At 39.6% G+C, this 20,346-nt stretch carries 16 protein-coding genes, 2 pseudogenes and 2 riboswitches; of the genes and pseudogenes, 7 read left to right on the top strand and 11 right to left on the bottom strand.

Annotated features, from left to right (window positions below; genetic code table 11):
• Positions 1 to 38 precede the first annotated feature (38 nt).
• The gene (locus tag MKX65_RS19745; protein WP_340905231.1) at positions 39 to 3,125 is read left to right on the top strand and encodes an efflux RND transporter permease subunit; all 3,087 of its coding nucleotides are present in this window, start codon (positions 39 to 41) and stop codon (positions 3,123 to 3,125) included.
• A 36-nt stretch (positions 3,126 to 3,161) separates the two neighbouring features.
• Here the strand turns inward: MKX65_RS19745 and MKX65_RS19740 are convergent, their stop codons facing one another.
• The 6 genes and pseudogenes from MKX65_RS19740 to MKX65_RS19715 form a co-directional block, all read right to left on the bottom strand.
• Positions 3,162 to 3,488: a hypothetical protein gene (locus MKX65_RS19740; RefSeq protein ID WP_340905230.1), complete on the bottom strand. Its 327-nt coding sequence runs from the start codon at positions 3,486 to 3,488 to the stop codon at positions 3,162 to 3,164.
• A gap of 415 nt (positions 3,489 to 3,903) precedes the next feature.
• Positions 3,904 to 5,241 (bottom strand): ISLre2 family transposase, encoded by a 1,338-nt coding sequence (locus MKX65_RS19735; protein WP_169187606.1) that lies wholly within the window; start codon positions 5,239 to 5,241, stop codon positions 3,904 to 3,906.
• 202 nt (positions 5,242 to 5,443) lie between these two features.
• A complete protein-coding gene (locus tag MKX65_RS19730) occupies positions 5,444 to 6,751 on the bottom strand; it encodes a nucleobase:cation symporter-2 family protein (protein WP_340905229.1) in 1,308 nt (435 codons plus the stop codon).
• The gene (locus MKX65_RS19725; protein ID WP_340905228.1) at positions 6,751 to 7,344 is read right to left on the bottom strand and encodes a xanthine phosphoribosyltransferase; all 594 of its coding nucleotides are present in this window, start codon (positions 7,342 to 7,344) and stop codon (positions 6,751 to 6,753) included. The genes MKX65_RS19730 and MKX65_RS19725 overlap by 1 nt, the downstream gene beginning before the upstream one ends.
• A gap of 121 nt (positions 7,345 to 7,465) precedes the next feature.
• Positions 7,466 to 7,567: riboswitch (purine riboswitch) on the bottom strand.
• Positions 7,568 to 7,751: 184 nt separating this feature from the next.
• Complete coding sequence (locus tag MKX65_RS19720; protein ID WP_340906330.1) at positions 7,752 to 8,963, bottom strand: MFS transporter; 1,212 nt, start codon at positions 8,961 to 8,963, stop codon at positions 7,752 to 7,754.
• A 148-nt stretch (positions 8,964 to 9,111) separates the two neighbouring features.
• Positions 9,112 to 9,267, bottom strand: a pseudogene (locus tag MKX65_RS19715) (UTRA domain-containing protein); the annotation flags it as partial.
• Between the two features lie 34 nt (positions 9,268 to 9,301).
• Here MKX65_RS19715 and MKX65_RS19710 point away from each other — a divergent pair.
• From MKX65_RS19710 to MKX65_RS19700, 3 genes are all read left to right on the top strand, one after another.
• Positions 9,302 to 10,558 carry a 6-phospho-beta-glucosidase gene (locus tag MKX65_RS19710; RefSeq protein ID WP_340906327.1) on the top strand — a complete coding sequence of 419 codons (1,257 nt, stop codon included), beginning with the start codon at positions 9,302 to 9,304 and terminating at the stop codon, positions 10,556 to 10,558.
• Positions 10,559 to 10,569: 11 nt separating this feature from the next.
• On the top strand, positions 10,570 to 11,280 hold the full coding sequence (gene chbG, locus MKX65_RS19705) for a chitin disaccharide deacetylase (protein ID WP_340905227.1): 711 nt from the start codon (positions 10,570 to 10,572) through the stop codon (positions 11,278 to 11,280).
• A gap of 121 nt (positions 11,281 to 11,401) precedes the next feature.
• Positions 11,402 to 11,559, top strand: a riboswitch (yybP-ykoY riboswitch).
• A gap of 30 nt (positions 11,560 to 11,589) precedes the next feature.
• Positions 11,590 to 12,294, top strand: a complete 705-nt coding sequence (locus tag MKX65_RS19700) for a TerC family protein (protein WP_160546184.1) — start codon at positions 11,590 to 11,592, stop codon at positions 12,292 to 12,294.
• A gap of 41 nt (positions 12,295 to 12,335) precedes the next feature.
• On the opposite strand, the gene MKX65_RS19695 is transcribed toward MKX65_RS19700, so the two are convergent.
• Positions 12,336 to 13,292, bottom strand: coding sequence for a cation diffusion facilitator family transporter (locus MKX65_RS19695; RefSeq protein WP_340905225.1), 957 nt, complete (start codon positions 13,290 to 13,292; stop codon positions 12,336 to 12,338).
• Between the two features lie 11 nt (positions 13,293 to 13,303).
• Positions 13,304 to 13,612: an ArsR/SmtB family transcription factor gene (locus tag MKX65_RS19690; protein ID WP_119709725.1), complete on the bottom strand. Its 309-nt coding sequence runs from the start codon at positions 13,610 to 13,612 to the stop codon at positions 13,304 to 13,306.
• 195 nt (positions 13,613 to 13,807) lie between these two features.
• Between MKX65_RS19690 and MKX65_RS19685 the strand changes: the two genes are divergently transcribed.
• Positions 13,808 to 14,368: a shikimate kinase gene (locus MKX65_RS19685; RefSeq protein ID WP_340906326.1), complete on the top strand. Its 561-nt coding sequence runs from the start codon at positions 13,808 to 13,810 to the stop codon at positions 14,366 to 14,368.
• Between the two features lie 34 nt (positions 14,369 to 14,402).
• Here the strand turns inward: MKX65_RS19685 and MKX65_RS19680 are convergent, their stop codons facing one another.
• Together MKX65_RS19680 and MKX65_RS19675 are read right to left on the bottom strand one after the other, a co-directional pair.
• Positions 14,403 to 14,687: a hypothetical protein gene (locus MKX65_RS19680; RefSeq protein WP_340905224.1), complete on the bottom strand. Its 285-nt coding sequence runs from the start codon at positions 14,685 to 14,687 to the stop codon at positions 14,403 to 14,405.
• Positions 14,688 to 15,221: 534 nt separating this feature from the next.
• Positions 15,222 to 16,868: a catalase gene (locus MKX65_RS19675; protein ID WP_340905223.1), complete on the bottom strand. Its 1,647-nt coding sequence runs from the start codon at positions 16,866 to 16,868 to the stop codon at positions 15,222 to 15,224.
• Between the two features lie 207 nt (positions 16,869 to 17,075).
• Between MKX65_RS19675 and asnA the strand changes: the two genes are divergently transcribed.
• Together asnA and tnpA are read left to right on the top strand one after the other, a co-directional pair.
• Positions 17,076 to 18,080 carry an aspartate--ammonia ligase gene (gene asnA / locus MKX65_RS19670; RefSeq protein ID WP_340906325.1) on the top strand — a complete coding sequence of 335 codons (1,005 nt, stop codon included), beginning with the start codon at positions 17,076 to 17,078 and terminating at the stop codon, positions 18,078 to 18,080.
• Positions 18,081 to 18,251: 171 nt separating this feature from the next.
• The gene (tnpA, locus tag MKX65_RS19665) at positions 18,252 to 18,734 is read left to right on the top strand and encodes an IS200/IS605 family transposase (RefSeq protein WP_160549971.1); all 483 of its coding nucleotides are present in this window, start codon (positions 18,252 to 18,254) and stop codon (positions 18,732 to 18,734) included.
• Positions 18,735 to 18,870: 136 nt separating this feature from the next.
• On the opposite strand, the pseudogene MKX65_RS19660 reads toward tnpA, so the two are convergent.
• Positions 18,871 to 20,239, bottom strand: a pseudogene (locus MKX65_RS19660) (amino acid permease).
• Positions 20,240 to 20,346 lie beyond the last annotated feature (107 nt).

Genomic DNA, 20,346 nt, shown 5'->3' with positions numbered 1-20,346 from the left:
CAAATACCTTGAAATTAATCAAAAGGGGAGAAAAATGTTTGAAAAGTTTAGTTAATTTCGTCCTGAAAAATAAACTTGCTGTGTGGTTATTAACCATTATTGTTACAGCTGCTGGCATATACTCTGGCACAAAGATGAAGATGGAAAGTATTCCAGATGTGTCGATTCCATATTTGATTGTCATGGATGTGTATCCAGGTGCAACAGCTGAACAAGTAATGGATGAAGTATCCATACCGATGGAGCAAACGATTGAGGGGCTTGAAGATGTGAAGGCGGTCTTTTCAAACTCATCTGCAAACGTAGCTCAATTGCAAATTGAGTACGACTATGGCGTTGATATGGATGAGAAAAAACGTGAACTTGAATCAGCACTAGATAATATCACGTTACCGGAAGCTGCTGAAGAGCCAACAATTATGGCGCTTAGTATGAATATGATGCCTGTGTTGGCTTTATCCATATCCAGCACAGAGGAAGATATTGTTGAATTATCAACAACGGTTGAAGAAACCATCTTACCGGAAATAAACAATATTGATGGTGTTGGATCCACAACCATTACAGGTCAACATATCGAAGAAGTGCAATTCACGTATGACCAAGAGAAGATGGAAGCGCTTGGTTTAACGGAAGATACCGTGAAACAAATGGTTCAAGCCAGCGATATGGCGCTATCACTAGGTCTCCAACAGTATGAAGAAGGAGAAGAAGCGGTAGCCATTGATGGAGATATAAAAACGGTTGATGAACTAAAAGAGATGCTCATTCCTGTAACTCCTACGGCAGAAAATCCAACTCCGTTTGTTACATTAGGAGATATCGCTACGATAGAAACAGTTGGAAAAGTACAATCCATTTCCCGTACAAATGGAGAAGAGGCTATTTCTATTCAAATCACAAAAGGCCAACAGGCAAATACAGTTGAAGTAGTTAATCAAATTAAAGACTTAATTGAGGATGAAAAAGAGGCCATTGATGGATTAGTCATTGATGTAACGTTAGACCAAGGAAAACCAATCGAAGACTCTGTTTTCACAATGGTCGAAAAAGCACTATTTGGTGGCTTGTTTGCGGTCATCATCATTCTTTTATTCCTGCGTGATGTAAAATCAACACTTATATCCATCGTATCGATTCCAGTGTCAATCTTTATGGCATTCTTGCTATTAAACTGGCTTGATATTACCTTAAACATTATGACTTTAGGTGCTATTACGGTAGCGATTGGTCGTGTGATTGATGACTCAATCGTTGTTGTAGAAAACATCTATAGACGAATGAATTTGGAAAATGAAAAGCTTAGAGGTCGTGCATTAATTCGTGAAGCAACGATTGAAATGTTTAAACCAATCCTGTCATCTACTCTCGTAACAGTGGCGGTATTCGCTCCACTTATGTTCGTAGGTGGGATGGTTGGCGAACTCTTTAGACCGTTTGCGTTAACGATGGCATTTGCCTTAGGTGCGTCACTAATTGTTGCGATTACGATTGTTCCAGCATTATCACATTTCTTATTCCGAAAAAATTTATACGGAGAAAAGAAAGTTAAACAGCACAACGAGGTTGGAAGATTAGCAACATGGTACAAAGGTGTGCTAGCTAAAGCGTTAAATCATAAGATCATTACCTCTCTAATTGCAGTAGTATTACTTGGAGGATCTCTTGCATTAACTCCAATCATTGGTTTTAGTTTTATGGGTTCTGAAGAAGAGAAAACCATTTACCTAACGTACACACCAGCTGCTGGTGAACTTGAGGCAGAATCGCTAGAAAATATTGAAGAAGTTGAACAAGAACTGATGAAACGTGACGATATAGACATTGTTCAAATTTCTTACAACAATAGTGCGTCTACAGACATGTCGGCTATCATGACGGGTGGGGCAAAAGGTGCGTTAATGTACCTGATTTTTGATCCTGACATGAAGGATTTTCCTGAAGTGAAAAAAGAAGTAGAAGATTATGTATTTAATATTGATCATTCTGGTGAATGGAAATCGCAAAATATGGCGATGGGTAGCATGAGTTCAAATGAAGTCAGCTACACATTGTACAGTGAAGATTTAGAAGACTTAAATAAAGCAGTGAACCAAGTGGAAGAGGCACTAAACGATGTTAAAAACTTGGAAGACGTTACATCTGATATGGAAAATCCATATGTGGAGCATGTGTTAAATGTGGATCAACAGGATGTGTTACAATACGGTCTAACCACCGCACAAATTGTTGGAGCACTAGCAAATACAGGTTCTGAAGACGTCTTAACAACCGTAGAAAATGACGGTGAAAAAATTGATGTCATCGTTCAACGTGAAGCAAAAACAGACGCAAAATCAATCGATGAATTGTTGGAAACTCAAATACCAACTGCATTGGGTACGACCATGCCGTTGTCTGAACTTGTAACCGTAGAAGAGGGAACAACCTATAACACATTAGCTCGTAGTGAAGGGGAATACTACTCTACCGTTTCTGGAACAGTAACAACAGATGATGTTTCTGCGGCAACCTCTGCAGCAGACAAAAAGATCGATGAACTTGATTTGCCTAAAGGAGTAACACTTGGAGTTTCTGGGGTAGCGGCGGATATGCAAGAAACGTTCACGCAACTTGGGGTAGCGATGTTGGCAGCTGTACTGATTGTGTACTTCATCTTAGTGGTCACATTCGGTGAAGGGTTAGCGCCATTTGCGATCCTATTCTCTCTACCATTTGCGGTGATTGGTTCCTTCGTAGGATTATGGATAGCTGGTGAGACAATCTCAGTATCCGTAATGATGGGACTATTGATGTTGATTGGTATCGTTGTTACGAACGCAATTGTACTCGTCGACCGTATTATTCATATGGAACGTGAAGGAATGTCGATCCGTGATGCAATCATTGAAGCGGGAGCAACAAGATTACGTCCAATTCTAATGACCGCCATCGCAACAATTGGTGCAATGGTACCGATGGTATTTGGCGCTGGTGGATCTGGCTTAATCTCAAAAGGATTAGCCATCACGGTCATTGGTGGTTTAACATCATCCACACTTCTCACACTAGTGATTGTACCGATTGTATATGAAGTACTTTCAAAGATGTTGAAGAAAAATCGTAAAGAAATTGAAGAGAACTAATGAAATAGACCGTTGGATATGAATCCAACGGTCTTTCTATTTACTCATAATTAGCGTGAATTCATCTTTCACCTTTTCTTCACCATTCACGAGGATACAAATTCCATGCAAACCTTCATAATGCTTACGTGTACTCAAATTCTTAAATACATGTTCTCGGGTCAAGTGGGTCGTTCCACTTGGATAGGTCTTCTGTGATAAATGAAAAATCTTTCGGGCTTGTTTTCCATTCGCTTTCATAAAATCAATCCCGTATTCAATCCGAAGATTTTGTGATTCAATGGATTCGTTAATAACGTCAAATGAAAACGTTAATGTCTCACAAAGTGGGAGCCCAAGGGAGACGCGGACGGCAGCCCTCACTCGCTAATCTTCGTATATGCTCATCCTCGTCTAATGCCCACTACTGCATTTGAATCATCATTTTTGATTGATCTTTCAAAATAAACGGTCGTCATTATAAATAAAGGTTAAAAACTGGTTTTCATCAAAATCCGGATAAGCTGACTTCAATATTTTGATAAATTGGTTAAAAAATGAAGGGCTATATCTATCTTTTATTAACTCTGCCATATAAATCCTCATTTCCATTTTCGTTTCTTACATAATAACAAAAAAACCACCCCACATCAGTGGGATGGCCGAATGGATTGAGTCAAGTTTTTGTGGGAGTTTTTTTTGGATAGAAAAACTCCCCTCTTATTTAGTTATATTTCCCACCTAAATGAAAGCGTTATCTAAACAATTTAGTTTTGTTTTTGTTCATTTCCTTCATTTTTTAAAAACCTCGTAAGGCTTGTAAAGCATGGTATATCGGCTTTCCTTTTTGCCGATTTAAATATGATAAATTATTTCTTGTTAGCTCTCCGACTGAACTCTTTAACTTTTCCACATAATATTTTGGCTGAGAAACAGAAGCGGTTTGATCGTTAGGGTTAATTCGTCCTAAAATCGTCTTGATTTCTAATTCATCCTTCATACCAACCATAAAGTCAATAAATGCTTGTATTCCTTTATCGCACCAGCTGCGGCCGTTTTTAAGCCGTTTAGCGAATACACTCATCGTTCCTTCCGCACTTCCCATTGGACGATAGTGGCTGGTGTCTATGTCTTTTTCCTTCAACCATTCGCGATAATCTCCAAGGGCCTGAGGATATTTTGACAGCTGTTGTATGAACTCTTCTAACCGTTCTTCTTTCTTTTCGTTTTCAAGAGTACCAACTGCACTATTAAGTTCCACTAGGAATCCTTTCGCATCATATTGAGCCAGTTTCTTACGAATGACTCTATATCTCTTATGGCCTTTGAAAAGCGTTTTAACCTCACGAGCTACATGGAATCGGTCGATGACAAAGAATGCATTCTTATAGTGATCCTGACAAGCCGTAATCCACTGGGCTCCATCCCCATTAATTACGAGGTGATGTTCACTCGGATTGTAGTTGTAATTATCTATTAAGAACTGCTCAAATCCTTCCCAGAACGCTTCTTTACCTTTGTGGACATAGTGACGTTTTGCGATTAAGGATGTTCGTTTCCCGTTGACTATCCAGCCCTCATGTACGGAAGCAATCTTTTCTTCCCGCCCACGTCGTTTTCCACGTTGCCTTTTCACATATAGTCCGTCTACTTCTACAAAGAGCACTTTCCTCAATTGGTCGGTCGGCTTGACGAAAGTAACTTCTGTTTGTAGAAGGTGTTGACGAATAGTCTCATGGCTGATTACTTTGTAACCTAGTAGTTTCTCAATCATGGAGGAAGCATGACGATAGGATGTACCTTGAACTGCCATTTCCATTGCCATCGTTTCAACTAGGGGACTGAAACCTTTTGACCCCTCAAACTCTAAATAGTGATCAAGGAGATAAACGTATCCACCCTTTTCCCTGTCCCTATAGTAATTCCGATTGATGATAATAGAACCGAATGAAGTATCCATCTCTACGGCTCGCTTATCCTGAAGGTAAAATCTCTTTTTATCTCTATTTTCTGCAATCTGTTGATCCATTTCTTCGAGTTGCTTCGTGAGAACTTCACCAAATGTCTTTTGAAGCATAACAAATAAATCTTTTTCCAGTTCTTTTAATGTGGGTAATTGTATGGTATCTTTTTTCATAGGACTCCTCTTCCTTGTATTTGTGGTTTTCGCAGACTTTACTATACAAGAAGAGAGTCCTTTTTTCATTTGATTTTATTTTCCATCTACCGCACTTCCGTTTGGTGACCTGTTTCTCAATGGATGGGTCTACGCCCCATCCATTGAGAAACAGGGTACAACATCTCCCACAAACATTTTACTCATACGCCGAATGTCTAAATTAAGATGCTTTCTGCTCATTCAAAACCGGTTGAACGCGTTCTGCTTTCGGAGCAACATTAAATACAATATTTAATAAAATGGCTGTAATACTACCAGCCACAATTCCATTGTCAGTCAAAATACGAATGCTTGATGGCATTTGAGCAAAAAGGTCAGGAACAGCTGTGACACCAAGACCAATTCCAACCGAACAAGCAATAATTAATAAGTTTTCTTGTGACGCAAAGTTCACTTTGCTTAACATTTTAATACCATACGCGATAACCATTCCGAACATCGCAATCATGGCTCCGCCTAGAACAGATGTAGGAATGATCGTTGTTAAGGCGCCGATTTTAGGAATAAATCCTAATAGAATTAACATAGCTCCCGTTGTATAAATCACATTTTTGCTTTTTACTCCCGTAATTTGTAAAAGACCAACGTTTTGAGAATAAGTAGTGTAAGGGAAAGCGTTAAATAATCCACCAAGAAGAATCGCTAAACCTTCCGCACGATAGCCATTGGCTAGATCCTTTTCCGTAACTTCCTCTTCACAAATATCACTTAAAGCAAAATATACTCCAGTTGACTCAACCAAACTTACCATTGCAACAAGAATCATCGTTAAAATCGCGGTGATTTCAAATGTTGGCATTCCGAAATAGAAAGGAGTGACCATATGGAACCAGCTAGCTTCAGCTACAGCCGAAAAATTAACCATTCCCATAAAGGCAGCAACTACTGTACCTGCTAATAAACCTAAAAGAATCGAAACCGAACGAACAAAACCTGTGAAAAAGCGGTATAAAACAATAATAAAAAGAAGAGTTCCAAAAGCTAAAGAAATGTTCGTCATCGAACCAAAATCAGGGCTTCCTTGACCACCAGCCATGTTGTTAATAGCAACAGGAATTAAGGTAATACCGATAATCGTTACAACTGAACCTGTTACAACAGGTGGGAAAAATCGAACGAGCTTTCCAAAAAACTTTGCAATCAAAACTACGAATAAACCAGAAACTAAGATGGATCCATAGATAGCTGAAATCCCGTATTCTCCACCAATGGCAATCATCGGACCAACAGCTGTAAATGTACAACCAAGAACAACAGGTAACCCGATTCCAAAGAATTTATTTTTCCAGACTTGTAAAAGTGTTGCCACACCGCACATTAAAATATCGATTGAAACTAAGTATGTTAATTGCTCGCCAGTTAATCCAAGTGCTCCCCCAACAATTAGTGGAACAATAACTGCCCCTGCATACATGGCAAGCACATGTTGAATTCCTAAAGAAGTAAGTTTGAACGGATTTGTTTTCATTATACCGATTCCTCCACCTTGTCTTTTACAAATTTGACCTCTCCATTTGAAAGGGACTCTACTCTTGCTAGTGGCTCAACCTTCCAGCCTTGTTCTCTTAATTTATTTCCACCAGCTTGGAACGATTTTTCAATGACGATTCCAATTCCAGCAATCGTTGCTCCTGCCTGTGTAACAAGTTCGATAAGACCTAAGGCGGCTTCCCCATTTGCTAAAAAGTCATCAATGATAAGAACGTGATCTCCTTTTTCAATAAACTTGTTAGAAATAGAGATTTCGTTCGACTCTTGTTTCGTGTATGAATAAACAGTGGCCGTTAGTAGATCATCTGTTAATGTAAGAGACTTACGCTTTCTAGCAAAAATAACAGGGATGCCAAGCTTAAGTCCTGTCATCACCGAAGGAGCAATTCCTGAAGACTCGAGTGTGAGAATCTTTGTAATACCTTCATTTGCAAAAAGCCTTGCGAATTCCTCACCAATTTCTAGCATGAGCTGAGGGTCTATTTGGTGGTTTAAAAACGAATCAACCTTTAAAACAGACTCCGAGAGTACTTTTCCCTCTTGTAAAATCTTATCCTGTAATAACTTCATATGTCCTCCCTAAGAAAGAAAAATAAAAAAGCCTAACATCATTGCATTCACATCAAATTGAGTGAAGCAATGACCTTAGGCTTTAAAGGCGTGGTTTGCATAGATAAAACAACTATCGTAGCAATTCCCATTGCTCACTCATAGTCGAATCATTTACGGTGATTCGGTAGAAACTTGCGAGCCATATTCTCGCTATTATATGAGTGAATCCTATGAAGTTAGTTATTATTATATCACCATTATATTGTAGTTCAATAGAAAAATCACGATTAATTCCGAAAATTTATGGTAAAAAGATGCATTAATATTCGTGTTAAGGGTTTCAATAGTCAGATAAATACGAAAAAATAACAAACTGTCCATAAAAAACGAACAAAGAGGTGCCCATTTCGGACACCTCAAGTCTATTATTTGGTAACGGTAACAGCTTCTACCTCTAACTCAACCGGCTGCTGTTTATGTTTACTATAGAAAATTCCTGTGGTGAGCAACGAAATGGCTCCGAAAATAAGCACCATGATTTGTAGTCCGACCACATCTAATAAAAAACCGGTACCCAGGAGTACGACCTGAAACATAATTCGATCAAGCATATTTCTGAACGAGAAGAAGCGCCCATGAAAGCTCTTTGGAACCTTTGTTTGAAAAAGCGTAGAAACCGTTGGGTAAAAGCAGCCAACCGCAAAACCAACTATGGCAAAAGAAAGAATGGCAAGTGCCTTGTTCTCAACAAAATATAGTGATATTTGACCCAAACCGATTACGGTTGAAAAAACAAAAATAATGGTAAAAGGAGACCATTTATCATTGAGCCTTTTAATCACAAACGTTCCTAACATAAAGGCGATTCCTTCTGCTGTATATATCAAGCCTTTAATCGAAGAATCATCATGAATTTCACTAATATTAATCACCATCAAATTAAACCCACTTAGAAACAACAAGGGAACAAGTGCCATAATAAGGGTCATAAAGACGACGGGCATTCCTTTGATAACAGGGAGAACGTCTTTAAATCCACTAGATCCGTTCTTGTTCAGTGCGGAGTTGGACAACTCTGGCTCTTCCATTTTTAAAAAGAAGGTGAAGACGAGTAAAATGCCGTAAGCAACAAAGGATGCAACATACAACATAGATAAAGGCATAACGACAAGCATGGCACCCGCCAAAGCCGTACCTAGTACACGTGAAATGGTCGACACATTCATATGTACTCCATTCAGTTGGAGAAGTTGATTTTCTTGAACGATTAGAGGGATAGCTGACTGTAGTGCTGGAAAATAAAAAGCAGCGGAAAGCTGAATGCCAATCATAAATACGACCATCCACCAGACGGAGCCGGTATAAAGCGCAAGAAACATAAAGATGACACTGAACATACGGGCAATACCCGAATAAATCATGATTGTTTTTTTACTATACTGATCGGTCATACGCCCAGCAAGTGGACCAACAAGAATTCCTGCTAATAAGCCAGTAGCGAGGATAAGAGACTTAAGAAAATCAGAAGGTACCTTCGCTTGCATAAATTCTAAGTTTCCGATAATTCCGGTCCATAATCCAACCCCAGCAATAAACTCGCCAATTAAAATAATCCATACATTCCGATTTTTCCACATCATTTTATAGCCTCTTTTTCATTTAATATATTCTTCGTTTAATGAAAAATTTCGTATCTCGAAGATTATTATAGAGGTTTTTCTAAAATCTGTCATGGGTAAAAATGATGGAAACTTATGTTGTCACTACAAATAAAACAACAGAGCTCTACACTCTGTTGTAATTTCTTTCAATGATAAAATGGGTTAAATCTCCCCGAAATATCGTTTTTGAGTACTCAATAATGGATCCATCCTCTAAGTACGCATGTGTGTCTAAGGAAAAGCAAGGGCTACCCACAGGAATTTGCAGCTTTTTCGCTACTTCCTCATCCGGCTGATACTAGACGCCTGAATTAATTGAAGGATTTATTAAGTATTATGACGAACTACCAATAAGAGAAATATGGCTTGTTGATATTGAGGCAGGAAAAGAAAAGCTTGATATTGTTGGAAACTTAGCCAAACGAATGGTAGAAAAATCAGGGCTTCCGATCAAGGTTCACTTAACACTCGATCGAAGAGAAGCATTAGAAGGAGCAGACTTTGTCACCACTCAGTTGCGAGTAGGATTGCTAGAGGCTCGTAAACTGGACGAAAGCATCCCGTTAAAGCATGGAGTGTTGGGACAAGAAACGAACGGACCAGGAGGCCTGTTTAAAGCATTCCGTACCATCCCGGTAATTCTTGATATCTGCCGTGAGATGGAGGAACTTTGTCCGAACGCGTGGCTCATCAATTTTACCAACCCAGCTGGTATGGTAACAGAGGCCGTACTGAAACATACGAAAATAAAAGTGGTAGGGCTTTGTAATGTTCCGATTGGAATGGAAATGGGAGTTGCTAAATTATTGGACGTTGACCACAGTCGCGTAAGAATCGATTTTGCTGGATTAAATCATCTGGTGTATGGATTGGATGTTTTTGTTGATGGAAAATCGGTGAAAAAAGAAGTTATTTCTCTTTTAACAGACCCAAACAAGGCCATTACGATGCAAAATATCCATGCGATGGGATGGGAACCAGAATTTTTACAAGCATTAAATGTTCTCCCATGTCCATACCATAATTATTATTACAAGTCTGGTAACATGCTAGAAGAGGAGCTCAACAAATTCCGTGAAGGAAATATTCGAGCGGAGGTTGTCAAAAGATTAGAGGATGATTTATTTGAGCTGTACAAGGACCCTACTCTAGACATTAAGCCACCACAGCTAGAAAAAAGAGGTGGAGCTTATTACAGTGATGCAGCCGTTCGATTGATTCACTCGATGTATACAGATAAGCGAGATATCCAAGCAGTGAATACAAGAAATAACGGGACGATCTCCAATCTGCCGGCGCAAGCCGCTGTAGAAGTAAGTTGTGTCATTACAAAGGACGGTCCGAAGCCAATTAGCGTAGGAGAGCTACCTGTAGCGGTAAGAGGACTGGTTGGGTATATGAAATCTTTTGAAGAGGTTGCCATAGAAGCAGCGGTAACAGGAAACTACAACACAGCGCTTCTAGCGATGACGATGAACCCGTTTATTCCAAGTGATCAAACAGCGAAGACGATTCTCAATGAAATGTTAGAAGCGCATAAAGAGCATTTGCCGCAATTTACTTTAAAATAAGGAGAATGTACATGATTCAATTAATTGTTAACGCAGACGATTTTGGTTTTAGTTCTGGAGTGAATTATGGAATTATTGACACACATCTGAATGGAATTGTGAACTCCGCCACAATGATGATGAATATGGAAGGAACGAAGCATGCCATTCAGCTTGCAAAAGAGCATCCAAGCCTTCAAGTCGGGATTCATCTTGTTCTTACATGTGGAAAGCCTCTTTTACAAGATGTTTCTTCACTTACGAATGAAGAGGGATTCTTTCATTCCCTGTCAGAGCTCCACTCGAAAAAAGAGACTGTACGTCTTGAAGAGGTGGAAAGAGAATGGACCGCTCAAATTGAAAAGTTTTTGAGCTCAGGTGTTCCCCTTACACATATGGATAGTCATCACCATGTTCATACGATTGGGGAGTTATTACCGGTTGTTCAACGTTTATCTAAAAAATACAACTTACCGGTTAGAACAAATGGATTAGAGCAAATTCAAGGAGTGGAGCCATTCTCAGATGTGGCGCTATTTGATTTTTATGGAGATGGATTGGAAGCAGATTATTTCAACAAGCTTGGGGAACGATTCAGCCAACCAACAAAAGTTGAAGTGATGACACACCCAGCTTATTTAGATACAGCCATTTTAAATGGTTCTTCCTATACGTACAAACGCATAGAAGAGGTGGATCTTTTAAAAGCGGTGGTCCTCCCAGAAGGCATCCAATTATTATAAAAGGGAAAATGTTACAAGTTTTATAGTTGCATATAGTAATAAATTTATGTAATATAGTCATATAATCATTTTGTTTTGACTATAGTTGTAGTATAGTACAAAAGAATATTATCGGTTTTCCTTTCTCAGTAAAGGGGAGTAGCGTCAGGATTTTTCCTGAAACAAAGTCGTCATTACATGGAGTCAAATCCATCGGCTTTGTTGGCATTTTACTTGTGCTTAGCGAGACCTTTGCCTACAATGGCAAGGTCTCTTTATTTTGTGGGCAAAAAAATCGATAAGAACTTAATTTTTAGGAGGGAATCATGTATGGAACTAGAATTTTTAACCGCACTACTTACCATTATTGCTATTGACTTAGTTCTTGCCGGTGATAATGCCATCCTTATTGGATTAGCAGCTAGAAATCTTCCAAAAGAACAGCAGAAAAAAGTAATTTTTTGGGGCTCAATCGGAGCGATTGTCATTCGTGTAGTCGCAACACTTGCTGTTGTTTGGTTACTGAAGGTCCCTGGTTTACACCTAGTAGGTGGACTATTACTTGTTTGGATCGCTTATAAGTTATTGACAGATGATGATAGCCATGGGGACGTAAAAGCTGGAGATAATTTTTGGGCAGCGATTCGTACAGTTATTATTGCGGATGCATTAATGGGATTAGATAACGTTCTTGCGATTGCTGGTGCATCTCACGGTAATATGACTCTTGTTATTATCGGATTATTGATTTCCGTACCAGTAGTAATGTGGGGTAGCACGATGATTATTAAATGGATCGAGCGTTACCCAGTTATTGTTACAATCGGTTCTGCGATCTTAGCTTGGACCGCTGCAAAAATGATCGTTGGGGAAGGATTCTTAAATGGAATTTTTGCTAACGGATTTATCAAGTATGGTTTTGAGATCCTAGTCATTGCTGCTGTTTTATTAGCAGGTCGTATGACCGTGAAAAAGAAACAGCTTGCAGCTCAGAACGAAGAAACATTTGAACTAAAAAAAGCTGGTTCTCACTAAGATATGCAAGGTGCTCCCTATTTAGAAAGGGAGCACTTTTTTTATATTTTTAGTGCTTGATGTAAATCGGTTGATGTTTCAATTTGTATCGTAGAATGGTCAATATGGAATCGACTGCTTAGTGTCCTAACCGCCTCTTGTAAAATCGTTTGTGAATGGTGTTCCTCTTTCACCAGTAAATGACAAGTAAGAGAGTGAAGTCCAGATGTGATCGTCCAAATATGGAGATCATGTACATCGATCACACCATGTATGGATTCAAGAGCTTTTTTTACATCCTCTTGATTCACAGATGATGGTGTTCCCTCCATTAGTATATGAAGAGAATGAGAAATGACACCCCATGCACTACGTAAAATTAATAAAGCGACAATGACAGAAATAATAGGATCCGCGATATACCATCCGAACAGCAGCATGACGATTCCAGCAATAATTGCTCCAACCGAGCCTAACGCATCTCCTAATACGTGTAAATAGGCACTTCTCACGTTCACATTATCTTTCACATCACCATTTCGTAATAAAGACCAAGCGCTAATTAAATTGGCTCCAAGACCAATACAAGCAATCAGGATCATCGTTCCGCTGGCAACGGTCGGAGGTTCCATAAACCGTTCAAATGCTTCCCAGACGATAAAACCAGCAATCACAAATAGAGTGACACCATTAAACAGAGCGGCTAATACTTCAAACCGGTAAAATCCAAAGGTTTTCTTTGGAGTAGCTGGACGAGAAGCAATCCAAAGAGCTACCAAACTAAGCAATAAAGAGCTCGCATCACTAAGCATATGCCCCGCATCTGATAATAGTGCAAGACTATTGGTCATTAATCCTCCAAAAAACTCAGCGAACATAATTCCCGTTGTAACTAATAAAGCAATTAGTAACCCCTTTTTGTTTCCTTCCCGCTGCGAATCAAAATGATCATGGCAATGGTCATGAGCATGATGGTGATGATGATGACCATGACCGTGATGATGATGGTGATGACCCATGTGAATTCCTCCTAATTACAATTAATATGGGAAAGGACTTGCTGAAGAATCGTGATAACATGTTCGTCATCGTATGAATAGTACAAGGTACTTCCTTCCCGGCGATATTTGACTAAACGAAGCTTTCTCAGCGTGCTTAGTTGATGGGAAACGGCCGATTGAGTCATCTCCAGTACTTCCGTAATATGACTCACAGAACATTCCTCTTGGGAGAGTAAGTATAAAATTTTTATTCTTGTTGGATCAGCTAGTGCTTTAAATATCCTTGCTGCTTCATCCGCTGTAGTTTGGTTAAGAAAAGAATGATCCGTACGTTCCATCATCTAGCTCCTTTAATCAGTAATTTAACATATGAGCATATGTTCATGTATGTATAGTATCATAAAGTTGGTCAAATGGTGATAAAAAAACATGAATTCTCAGAAATTTATTTTGGAACAAATGCGAAAAAGTGATAACATGGTAGAATATAATATACTTTCGACCGGTTAAGTATTGGAGTGAACGTTGGAGTGATGAAAGTGACTTTAAGAGAAGTTCCATTAAGAGAAAAAAGTATCGTATTTATCGGCTTTATGGGTGTGGGGAAAACAACCATTGGAAAATTAGTAGCTAAAAAGCTTTATCGTGATTTTATAGATATCGATCAAGTGATCGAAGAAGAATACGGTGCACCAACTTCAGAAATTTTTAAGCAAATTGGGGAAAAAGCCTTCCGTGAAAAAGAAAAAGAAGTGATTACTGAATTAAGCAAGAAGAAGCTTTCAGTACTTTCTTTAGGCGGCGGTGCATTTCTTCAAGAAGATATAAGGGAAGCGTGCACGAAAAATTGTATCGTGTTTTTCCTAGACCTATCGTGGGAATATTGGAAGGATCGTATTAGTTTAATTATTGATTCAAGACCCGTTCTTCAAGGTCGAAATATTGATGAAATTTTGGAGCTTTTTAATAGTAGACAAGAGATCTATCAATACCACCATTCAAGGGTAAAAACCGATACACAGGATGCAGAGGAAATTGCGGAATATATCGTCGATTCTTTAAAGGTTGCCTGGGATATTTATGAGCCAAGATAAGAAAAGAAACCATTCAAATTGAATGGTTTCTTTATTATTTTGCCTGGAATTTTCTTTGGAATAGATCAAATAGCATCATTTTGTCTCGCAACAATGCCGAACATGGCTGCTGTCCCATTGGATAGGCCCATGTATACTTATCGCAAACTGGACATTTACCATCTTCTTTAAAATGATGAATAATGTTCATAGGAAAGCCGAATTGATCTCCCCCTACTAGCATTTGATAAGTCTGTCCTTTCACTTCAAAAAGCACTTGATACCCTTTAAAAATAGATAGGTTACTAATCTTTATATTCGTAGCAGAATAATGGCTCATTTCTTTTACACATCCTAAGGTAAATTCAATAGAAGACAAGCATATAGTTTTATTATAGCTGAATATGGATGGGATTTCATGGCATTTTGTAACAAAATGGGGGAGAGAGGGGTGTGGTGAGTGGGGGATCTGCGAGATTGGGTGTTGTATCCGTGAGTTTCGGTGTTCTATCCGCGAGTTTCAGTGTTGTATCCGCGAGTTTCAGTGTTGTATCCGCGAGTTTCGGTGTTGTATCCGCGAGTTTCAGTGTTATATCGGTGAACTCCCTGGATCCATTCAGCTTTCTCTCTCATTTTTTGGCGCCATATCAAATATATGGCGACTTCCGCGATATATCGGCGCCATATCAAATATATCAGCAACTTCCGCAATATATCGGCGCCATATCAAATATATCAGCGACTTTCCACGATATATCAGCGACCTCCGAAAAACAGCGGTCCCCGATCAACAAAAAACGAGCCACACCTCGTGCAGCTCGCCTCTCTATAACTAATAAAGATCACCTTATCAACACTCATTACTCCATAATCATTAATAAGGATCAGCTTCGTGGCTTTTCTTTACCGCTTCTTCTGTTGCTTCATTCGCAGCTAATGTACCTTGTCCATATTTTGATTGACCGGATTCACGACCTGGAACATCCCCTGTTTTCATACCTTCCATTTCTTTCATTTTCATTTGAAGACCTTCTCTCACACGGCGACCATACTCTTCATCGGCTTGTGTGAAGTGTTCAATCATGGCATCTTGAATTTTTGGGTCGCATACGGCAAGTGCGTCGGATAGGTTTTTAATTAATTCATCGCGCTCCCAATCTTCCAAGCTTCGGTAGGTGTGACCTGCCTGCCCATAGTTGTTAGGTCGATCAATTGGCGCACTCATGGCTGCTGCATTGTACGTTGGATGGTGTGGTGCACGACCTTCCCTACTTGCTTCTTTAAAACCGCCGAGCATCGATGGCTCATAGTTAATATGTGGATTTTCCCCTGATTCTTTTGGATCACGTACATCCATTTGCCCGCGTTGCTGATTGGTGTGGACAGGTGCTTTGGGCGCATTAACAGGCAACTTTAAATAGTTTGCTCCAACACGGTAACGTTGCGTATCGGAGTATGAAAAGGTACGACCTTGCAACATTTTATCATCCGAAAAGTCCATTCCATCAACAAGAACTCCTGTACCGAAAGCAGCTTGCTCAATCTCCGCATGAAAATCCACTGGATTGCGATCAAGAACCATCCGACCTACCGGTAACCATGGGAACTGATCTTCTGGCCATAGTTTTGTATCATCGAGCGGATCAAAATCGAGTTCTGGATGGTAATCATCTTCCATGATCTGAACAAAAAGCTCCCATTCTGGAAACTCCCCGCGCTCAATGGCTTCATATAAATCTTGTGTCGCATGACCGACGTTCTTAGCTTGGATTTCGTTAGCCTCATCCTGTGTTAAATTTCGGATTCCTTGCTTCGGCTCCCAGTGATATTTTACCAACACAGCCTCACCCTCGGCATTCACCCATTTATAAGTGTTCACACCAGAACCCTGCATATGACGATAGGTAGCAGGAATTCCCCATGGAGAGAAGAGGAAGGTAATCATATGTGTCGCCTCAGGTGTACGGGAAACAAAATCAAACATCCGCTGTGGATTCGGAACATTGGAAGCAGGATCTGCTTTAAAAGCGTGAATCATATCAGGGAACTTCATCGCATCACGAATAAAGAAAATTTTCAGGTTGTTCCCAACAAGATCCCAGTTACCGTCTTCTGTATACATTTTCACAGCGAAGCCACGCGGGTCACGTGCAGTTTCCGGTGAATCCTTCGCTCCTGCCACTGTAGAGAAACGAACCATTAATGGTGTTTTCTTCCCAGCCCCAGAAAATACTTTGGCGCGCGTATACTTTTCTACGGGTTCATCTCCCACTTTTCCATACGTTTCAAAATACCCAAATGCTCCAGAACCACGTGCGTGAACCACACGCTCCGGTATCTCTTCGCGATCAAAGTGCGATATTTTTTCAATAAAGTGATAATTCTCAAGTGTAGCGGGTCCACGGTTTCCAATTGTACGGATATTTTGATTATCTGGCACAGGATGGCCCTGACGTGTGGTTAACGTCTCACGGTTCTCATCTTGTCCGTTTGAAGCATTTTTATCTTTGTTCTCTGCCAAAAAGATAACCTCCTAATAATTATTACTGTCATAGAATGTCCATTTTAAGGTGGGGTATGCAAAGTTTTCCATATGGTCCAAAAAGAAACAATAAACGGGACATTCACCACCCTTTATCCGGTTCATACACTGTACGTGAGTGTGTGTTCTTCAACCGTTTAAAGTGAAAGAGGCGGATATTATGGTAGAAATAGGTGATGTGAAGTGATAAGGAAAATCCCTGTAGGGTATAAATCAAAGCTTGATTTATTACAAACAGAACAAGCGATTAAGAAAGTGAAGGATTATTTTGAGAGCAATTTGGCAGAAGAGCTGAATCTAATACGCGTTTCAGCGCCAATCCTTGTAAAAGAAGGCAATGGGATTAATGACAACCTAAATGGTGTGGAACGTATTGTTTCCTTTGATGCTTTAGATATAAAAGACACCCAAATCCAAGTCGTACAATCTTTAGCCAAGTGGAAACGACTCGCTCTAGCGAAGTACGGAATTGGTTTAGGAAAGGGATTGTATACGGATATGAATGCCATACGCCGCGACGAAATCCTAAGCAATCTTCATTCCCTATATGTGGACCAATGGGACTGGGAAAAGGTCATTACAAAAGAACAACGCAATGTCCAAACATTAAAGGCAGAAGTTCGAAAAATTTATAATGTGCTTCGTTCGACTGAGATTTACCTTAATGACTTTTTCCCAGAACTAAAACCCTCACTTCCGATGAATATTCATTTTGTCACTACACAGGAACTCGAAGATCAATATCCAGAGTTAACACCGAAGCAAAGAGAAGATAAGGTTGCTAAGGAATATGGCGCTGTCTTTATCTCTCAAATTGGGGGTGAGTTGAAGTCAGGTAACAAGCATGACGGTCGTTCACCTGATTATGATGATTGGACTTTGAATGGAGATATAGTCCTTTGGAATCCTACCCTTGAAATGGCTTTTGAAGTTTCTTCTATGGGGATACGAGTAGATGAAGAAACCCTTCAAAAACAGTTAAAACTAGCGGTTGCTGAAGACCGCGTACAATTAGAATTTCACCAAGCTATTTTAAATAAAGAAGTTCCTTACACCATTGGGGGAGGAATTGGCCAATCAAGATTATGCATGTTTTTCCTGCAAAAAGCACATATTGGCGAGGTTCAAGTGTCCATATGGAATGAGGAGATTTTACAAACTTGCAGAGAGGCGAATATTCAACTACTGTAGCAGACGAAGTCCCAATAAGTTTGCCCTTATTGGGACTTTTTTTATGGAAACGAAAACCCCGGGCTAGGCCCGGGGTTCCAAAAAGCTTTCAGCGTGGTATTAAAAAAACTTCCCCATGGTGCTAAAATATTTTTGGTTCGCCAACCAAAATACCAGCACGGAGGAAGTCCCATGTCTAAAGACAATAATAGTTTAGCACACACTACCTGGAATTGTAAGTATCACATCGTCTTTGCACCAAAGTATAGAAGACAGATTATCTATGGGAAAATCAAAAAGGATATTGGAGAAATACTACGCACATTATGTGAAAGAAAAGGTGTAGAGATTATTGAAGCTACAGCATGTAAGGATCATGTACATATGTTAGTGAGCATCCCACCAAAACTAAGTGTATCTGCATTTGTAGGTTATTTAAAGGGAAAGAGTAGTTTAATGATATTTGACCGACATGCAAACCTGAAATACAAGTACGGTAATCGTAAATTTTGGTGCACAGGATATTATGTAGATACAGTTGGAAGAAATAAAAAGGTAATAGAAGAATATATACGTAATCAAATACAAGATGATATAGTCGCAGAACAATTAACAATGATGGAATACATTGATCCATTCACGGGTGAAGAAGTAAGGAAAAAGAAACGAGGTTAAAAGGGAAGAAGGCCTTTGAGGTCTGGCCAGTAGAAGTAGTACACTTGGCGAACCCTTCAGTAGCCCTTTAGGGTTTGGTCAGTAACAAAGGCTTTCAGCCGCAGAGAAAACCACCCGTTATCACGGGTGGTTTTTATTAAGCTGTTTTTGCCTTTTTCCATACTCGAGTCATAATAAACGTGACAAGAGCTATCAGAGCAACAAAGATCAAACTGATGAAGAATCCAAGTCGAATACTTTTTTCAAATATGGTTCCTGAGACTGCAGCAGCTAGTAAAATCAATCCGAGGATACATAGTGTTTTATCCCAAGCCTTGAGCTTTAGGATTTTTAAGGCAGAGAGGATAATGAAGGCCCAATTATACATTTGTAAAATTCCAGCTGCTGTCGTGATATACGCATAAATTTTTCCTGGTAAAAGCAAGGCCGCAACCACTGAGGCCGATAACCCTAGCGTAGCCAATCCTAATGAAGGAAGCGGAACTTCTTTTCCGAAAAAAAGCTTCTTTTCTTTTTCAAATATAGCTGGAGCATCTTTATCTTTGGCTAATGTTTTTAACAAGTTGGTTACCGTAAATAACGAGGCCGTCATCGTGGAAAAACCGGCCGTTATAATGGCTGCATTAAATACATGCGGAAAAAATGGCAGCTTGTAATGAGATAAGGCAGTGACAAACGGACTTTCTTTTTCATCAATGGCCTCATAAGACACCATGGTGACAACAAGGCCCATAGAAATCGCGTAGATAATCGTTAGTACGATCAGCATGATTTGTCCTGCTTTGGGAGCATCCTCTTTATTCTCGAGCTGCATCGATAATAATCCAATCGCTTCAATTCCGCCAAACGCATAAAATGCATAAAGAAGGGAAGACCAAAACGCCAGTCCACCTTTTGGAAATAGGTCATGAAGGGAGTTTGGCATTCCTGGTTGATGGGTATCTCCTCCGTGAACCCAACCAACTAAAGCAGCAATGGCAAGAACAATAAACATAAGAATAGCTGCCGTTTTTGTAACAGCTAACACATTTTCTACCTTATCGAACCCTTTTGTTCCTAAAAAAACAACAATAATAGAAAGGACGGCATAGCCTGCTGCAAATACCCAAAGTGGAACCTTAGGGAACCAAAATCGAGAAAGAATGGCTAGTGCCGTTAACTGACTTCCGATAATTAATATTTTCGAAATCCAGTAATTCCATCAAACAGCTAAATCCACCCCAGCGTCCAAAAGCTTTTCCAGCATAATAACAGAACGATCCTTCTTGTGGATCTTCCGTCGTCATCATCGCTAAAAAATGATATACCACATACGTTCCAATTGCAGCTAACAAAAAGGAAAACACGATCGCAGGGCCGGTAATTTTTACACCGATACCTGAACCGAGAAAGTAACCAGTCCCGATTGTACATCCGATTCCAATGAGGCTTAGCTGCCACCATTTTAAATCCCCTTTTGGTGCATTTTCTTTTGTTTTTCCGCTTACACAGCTTACTTTTTTCATGGAAATCCTCCTTTAGAGCGTTCTTATTTTGTTACATCATCGCTCGCTTCAAACATTGTTATTTCTGGATATGATTCTGCGTCCAAACAAAAGCTAGAAATGGAGGT

The organism is Robertmurraya sp. FSL R5-0851, from assembly GCF_038002965.1.
Lineage (GTDB): Bacteria > Bacillota > Bacilli > Bacillales > Cytobacillaceae > Robertmurraya_A > Robertmurraya_A beringensis.
This window is presented reverse-complemented; position numbering and strand designations above follow the sequence as displayed.

Coding starts and splice junctions, on each gene's coding strand:
- MKX65_RS19735 (WP_169187606.1), bottom strand. CDS start 5,241: ATGAAAAAAGATACCATACAATTACCCACATTAAAAGAACTGGAAAAA.
- MKX65_RS19730 (WP_340905229.1), bottom strand. CDS start 6,751: ATGAAAACAAATCCGTTCAAACTTACTTCTTTAGGAATTCAACATGTG.
- MKX65_RS19725 (WP_340905228.1), bottom strand. CDS start 7,344: ATGAAGTTATTACAGGATAAGATTTTACAAGAGGGAAAAGTACTCTCG.
- MKX65_RS19720 (WP_340906330.1), bottom strand. CDS start 8,963: ATGTGGAAAAATCGGAATGTATGGATTATTTTAATTGGCGAGTTTATT.
- chbG (WP_340905227.1), top strand. CDS start 10,570: ATGATTCAATTAATTGTTAACGCAGACGATTTTGGTTTTAGTTCTGGA.
- MKX65_RS19700 (WP_160546184.1), top strand. CDS start 11,590: ATGGAACTAGAATTTTTAACCGCACTACTTACCATTATTGCTATTGAC.
- MKX65_RS19695 (WP_340905225.1), bottom strand. CDS start 13,292: ATGGGTCATCACCATCATCATCACGGTCATGGTCATCATCATCACCAT.
- MKX65_RS19690 (WP_119709725.1), bottom strand. CDS start 13,612: ATGGAACGTACGGATCATTCTTTTCTTAACCAAACTACAGCGGATGAA.
- MKX65_RS19685 (WP_340906326.1), top strand. CDS start 13,808: ATGAAAGTGACTTTAAGAGAAGTTCCATTAAGAGAAAAAAGTATCGTA.
- MKX65_RS19680 (WP_340905224.1), bottom strand. CDS start 14,687: ATGAGCCATTATTCTGCTACGAATATAAAGATTAGTAACCTATCTATT.
- tnpA (WP_160549971.1), top strand. CDS start 18,252: ATGTCTAAAGACAATAATAGTTTAGCACACACTACCTGGAATTGTAAG.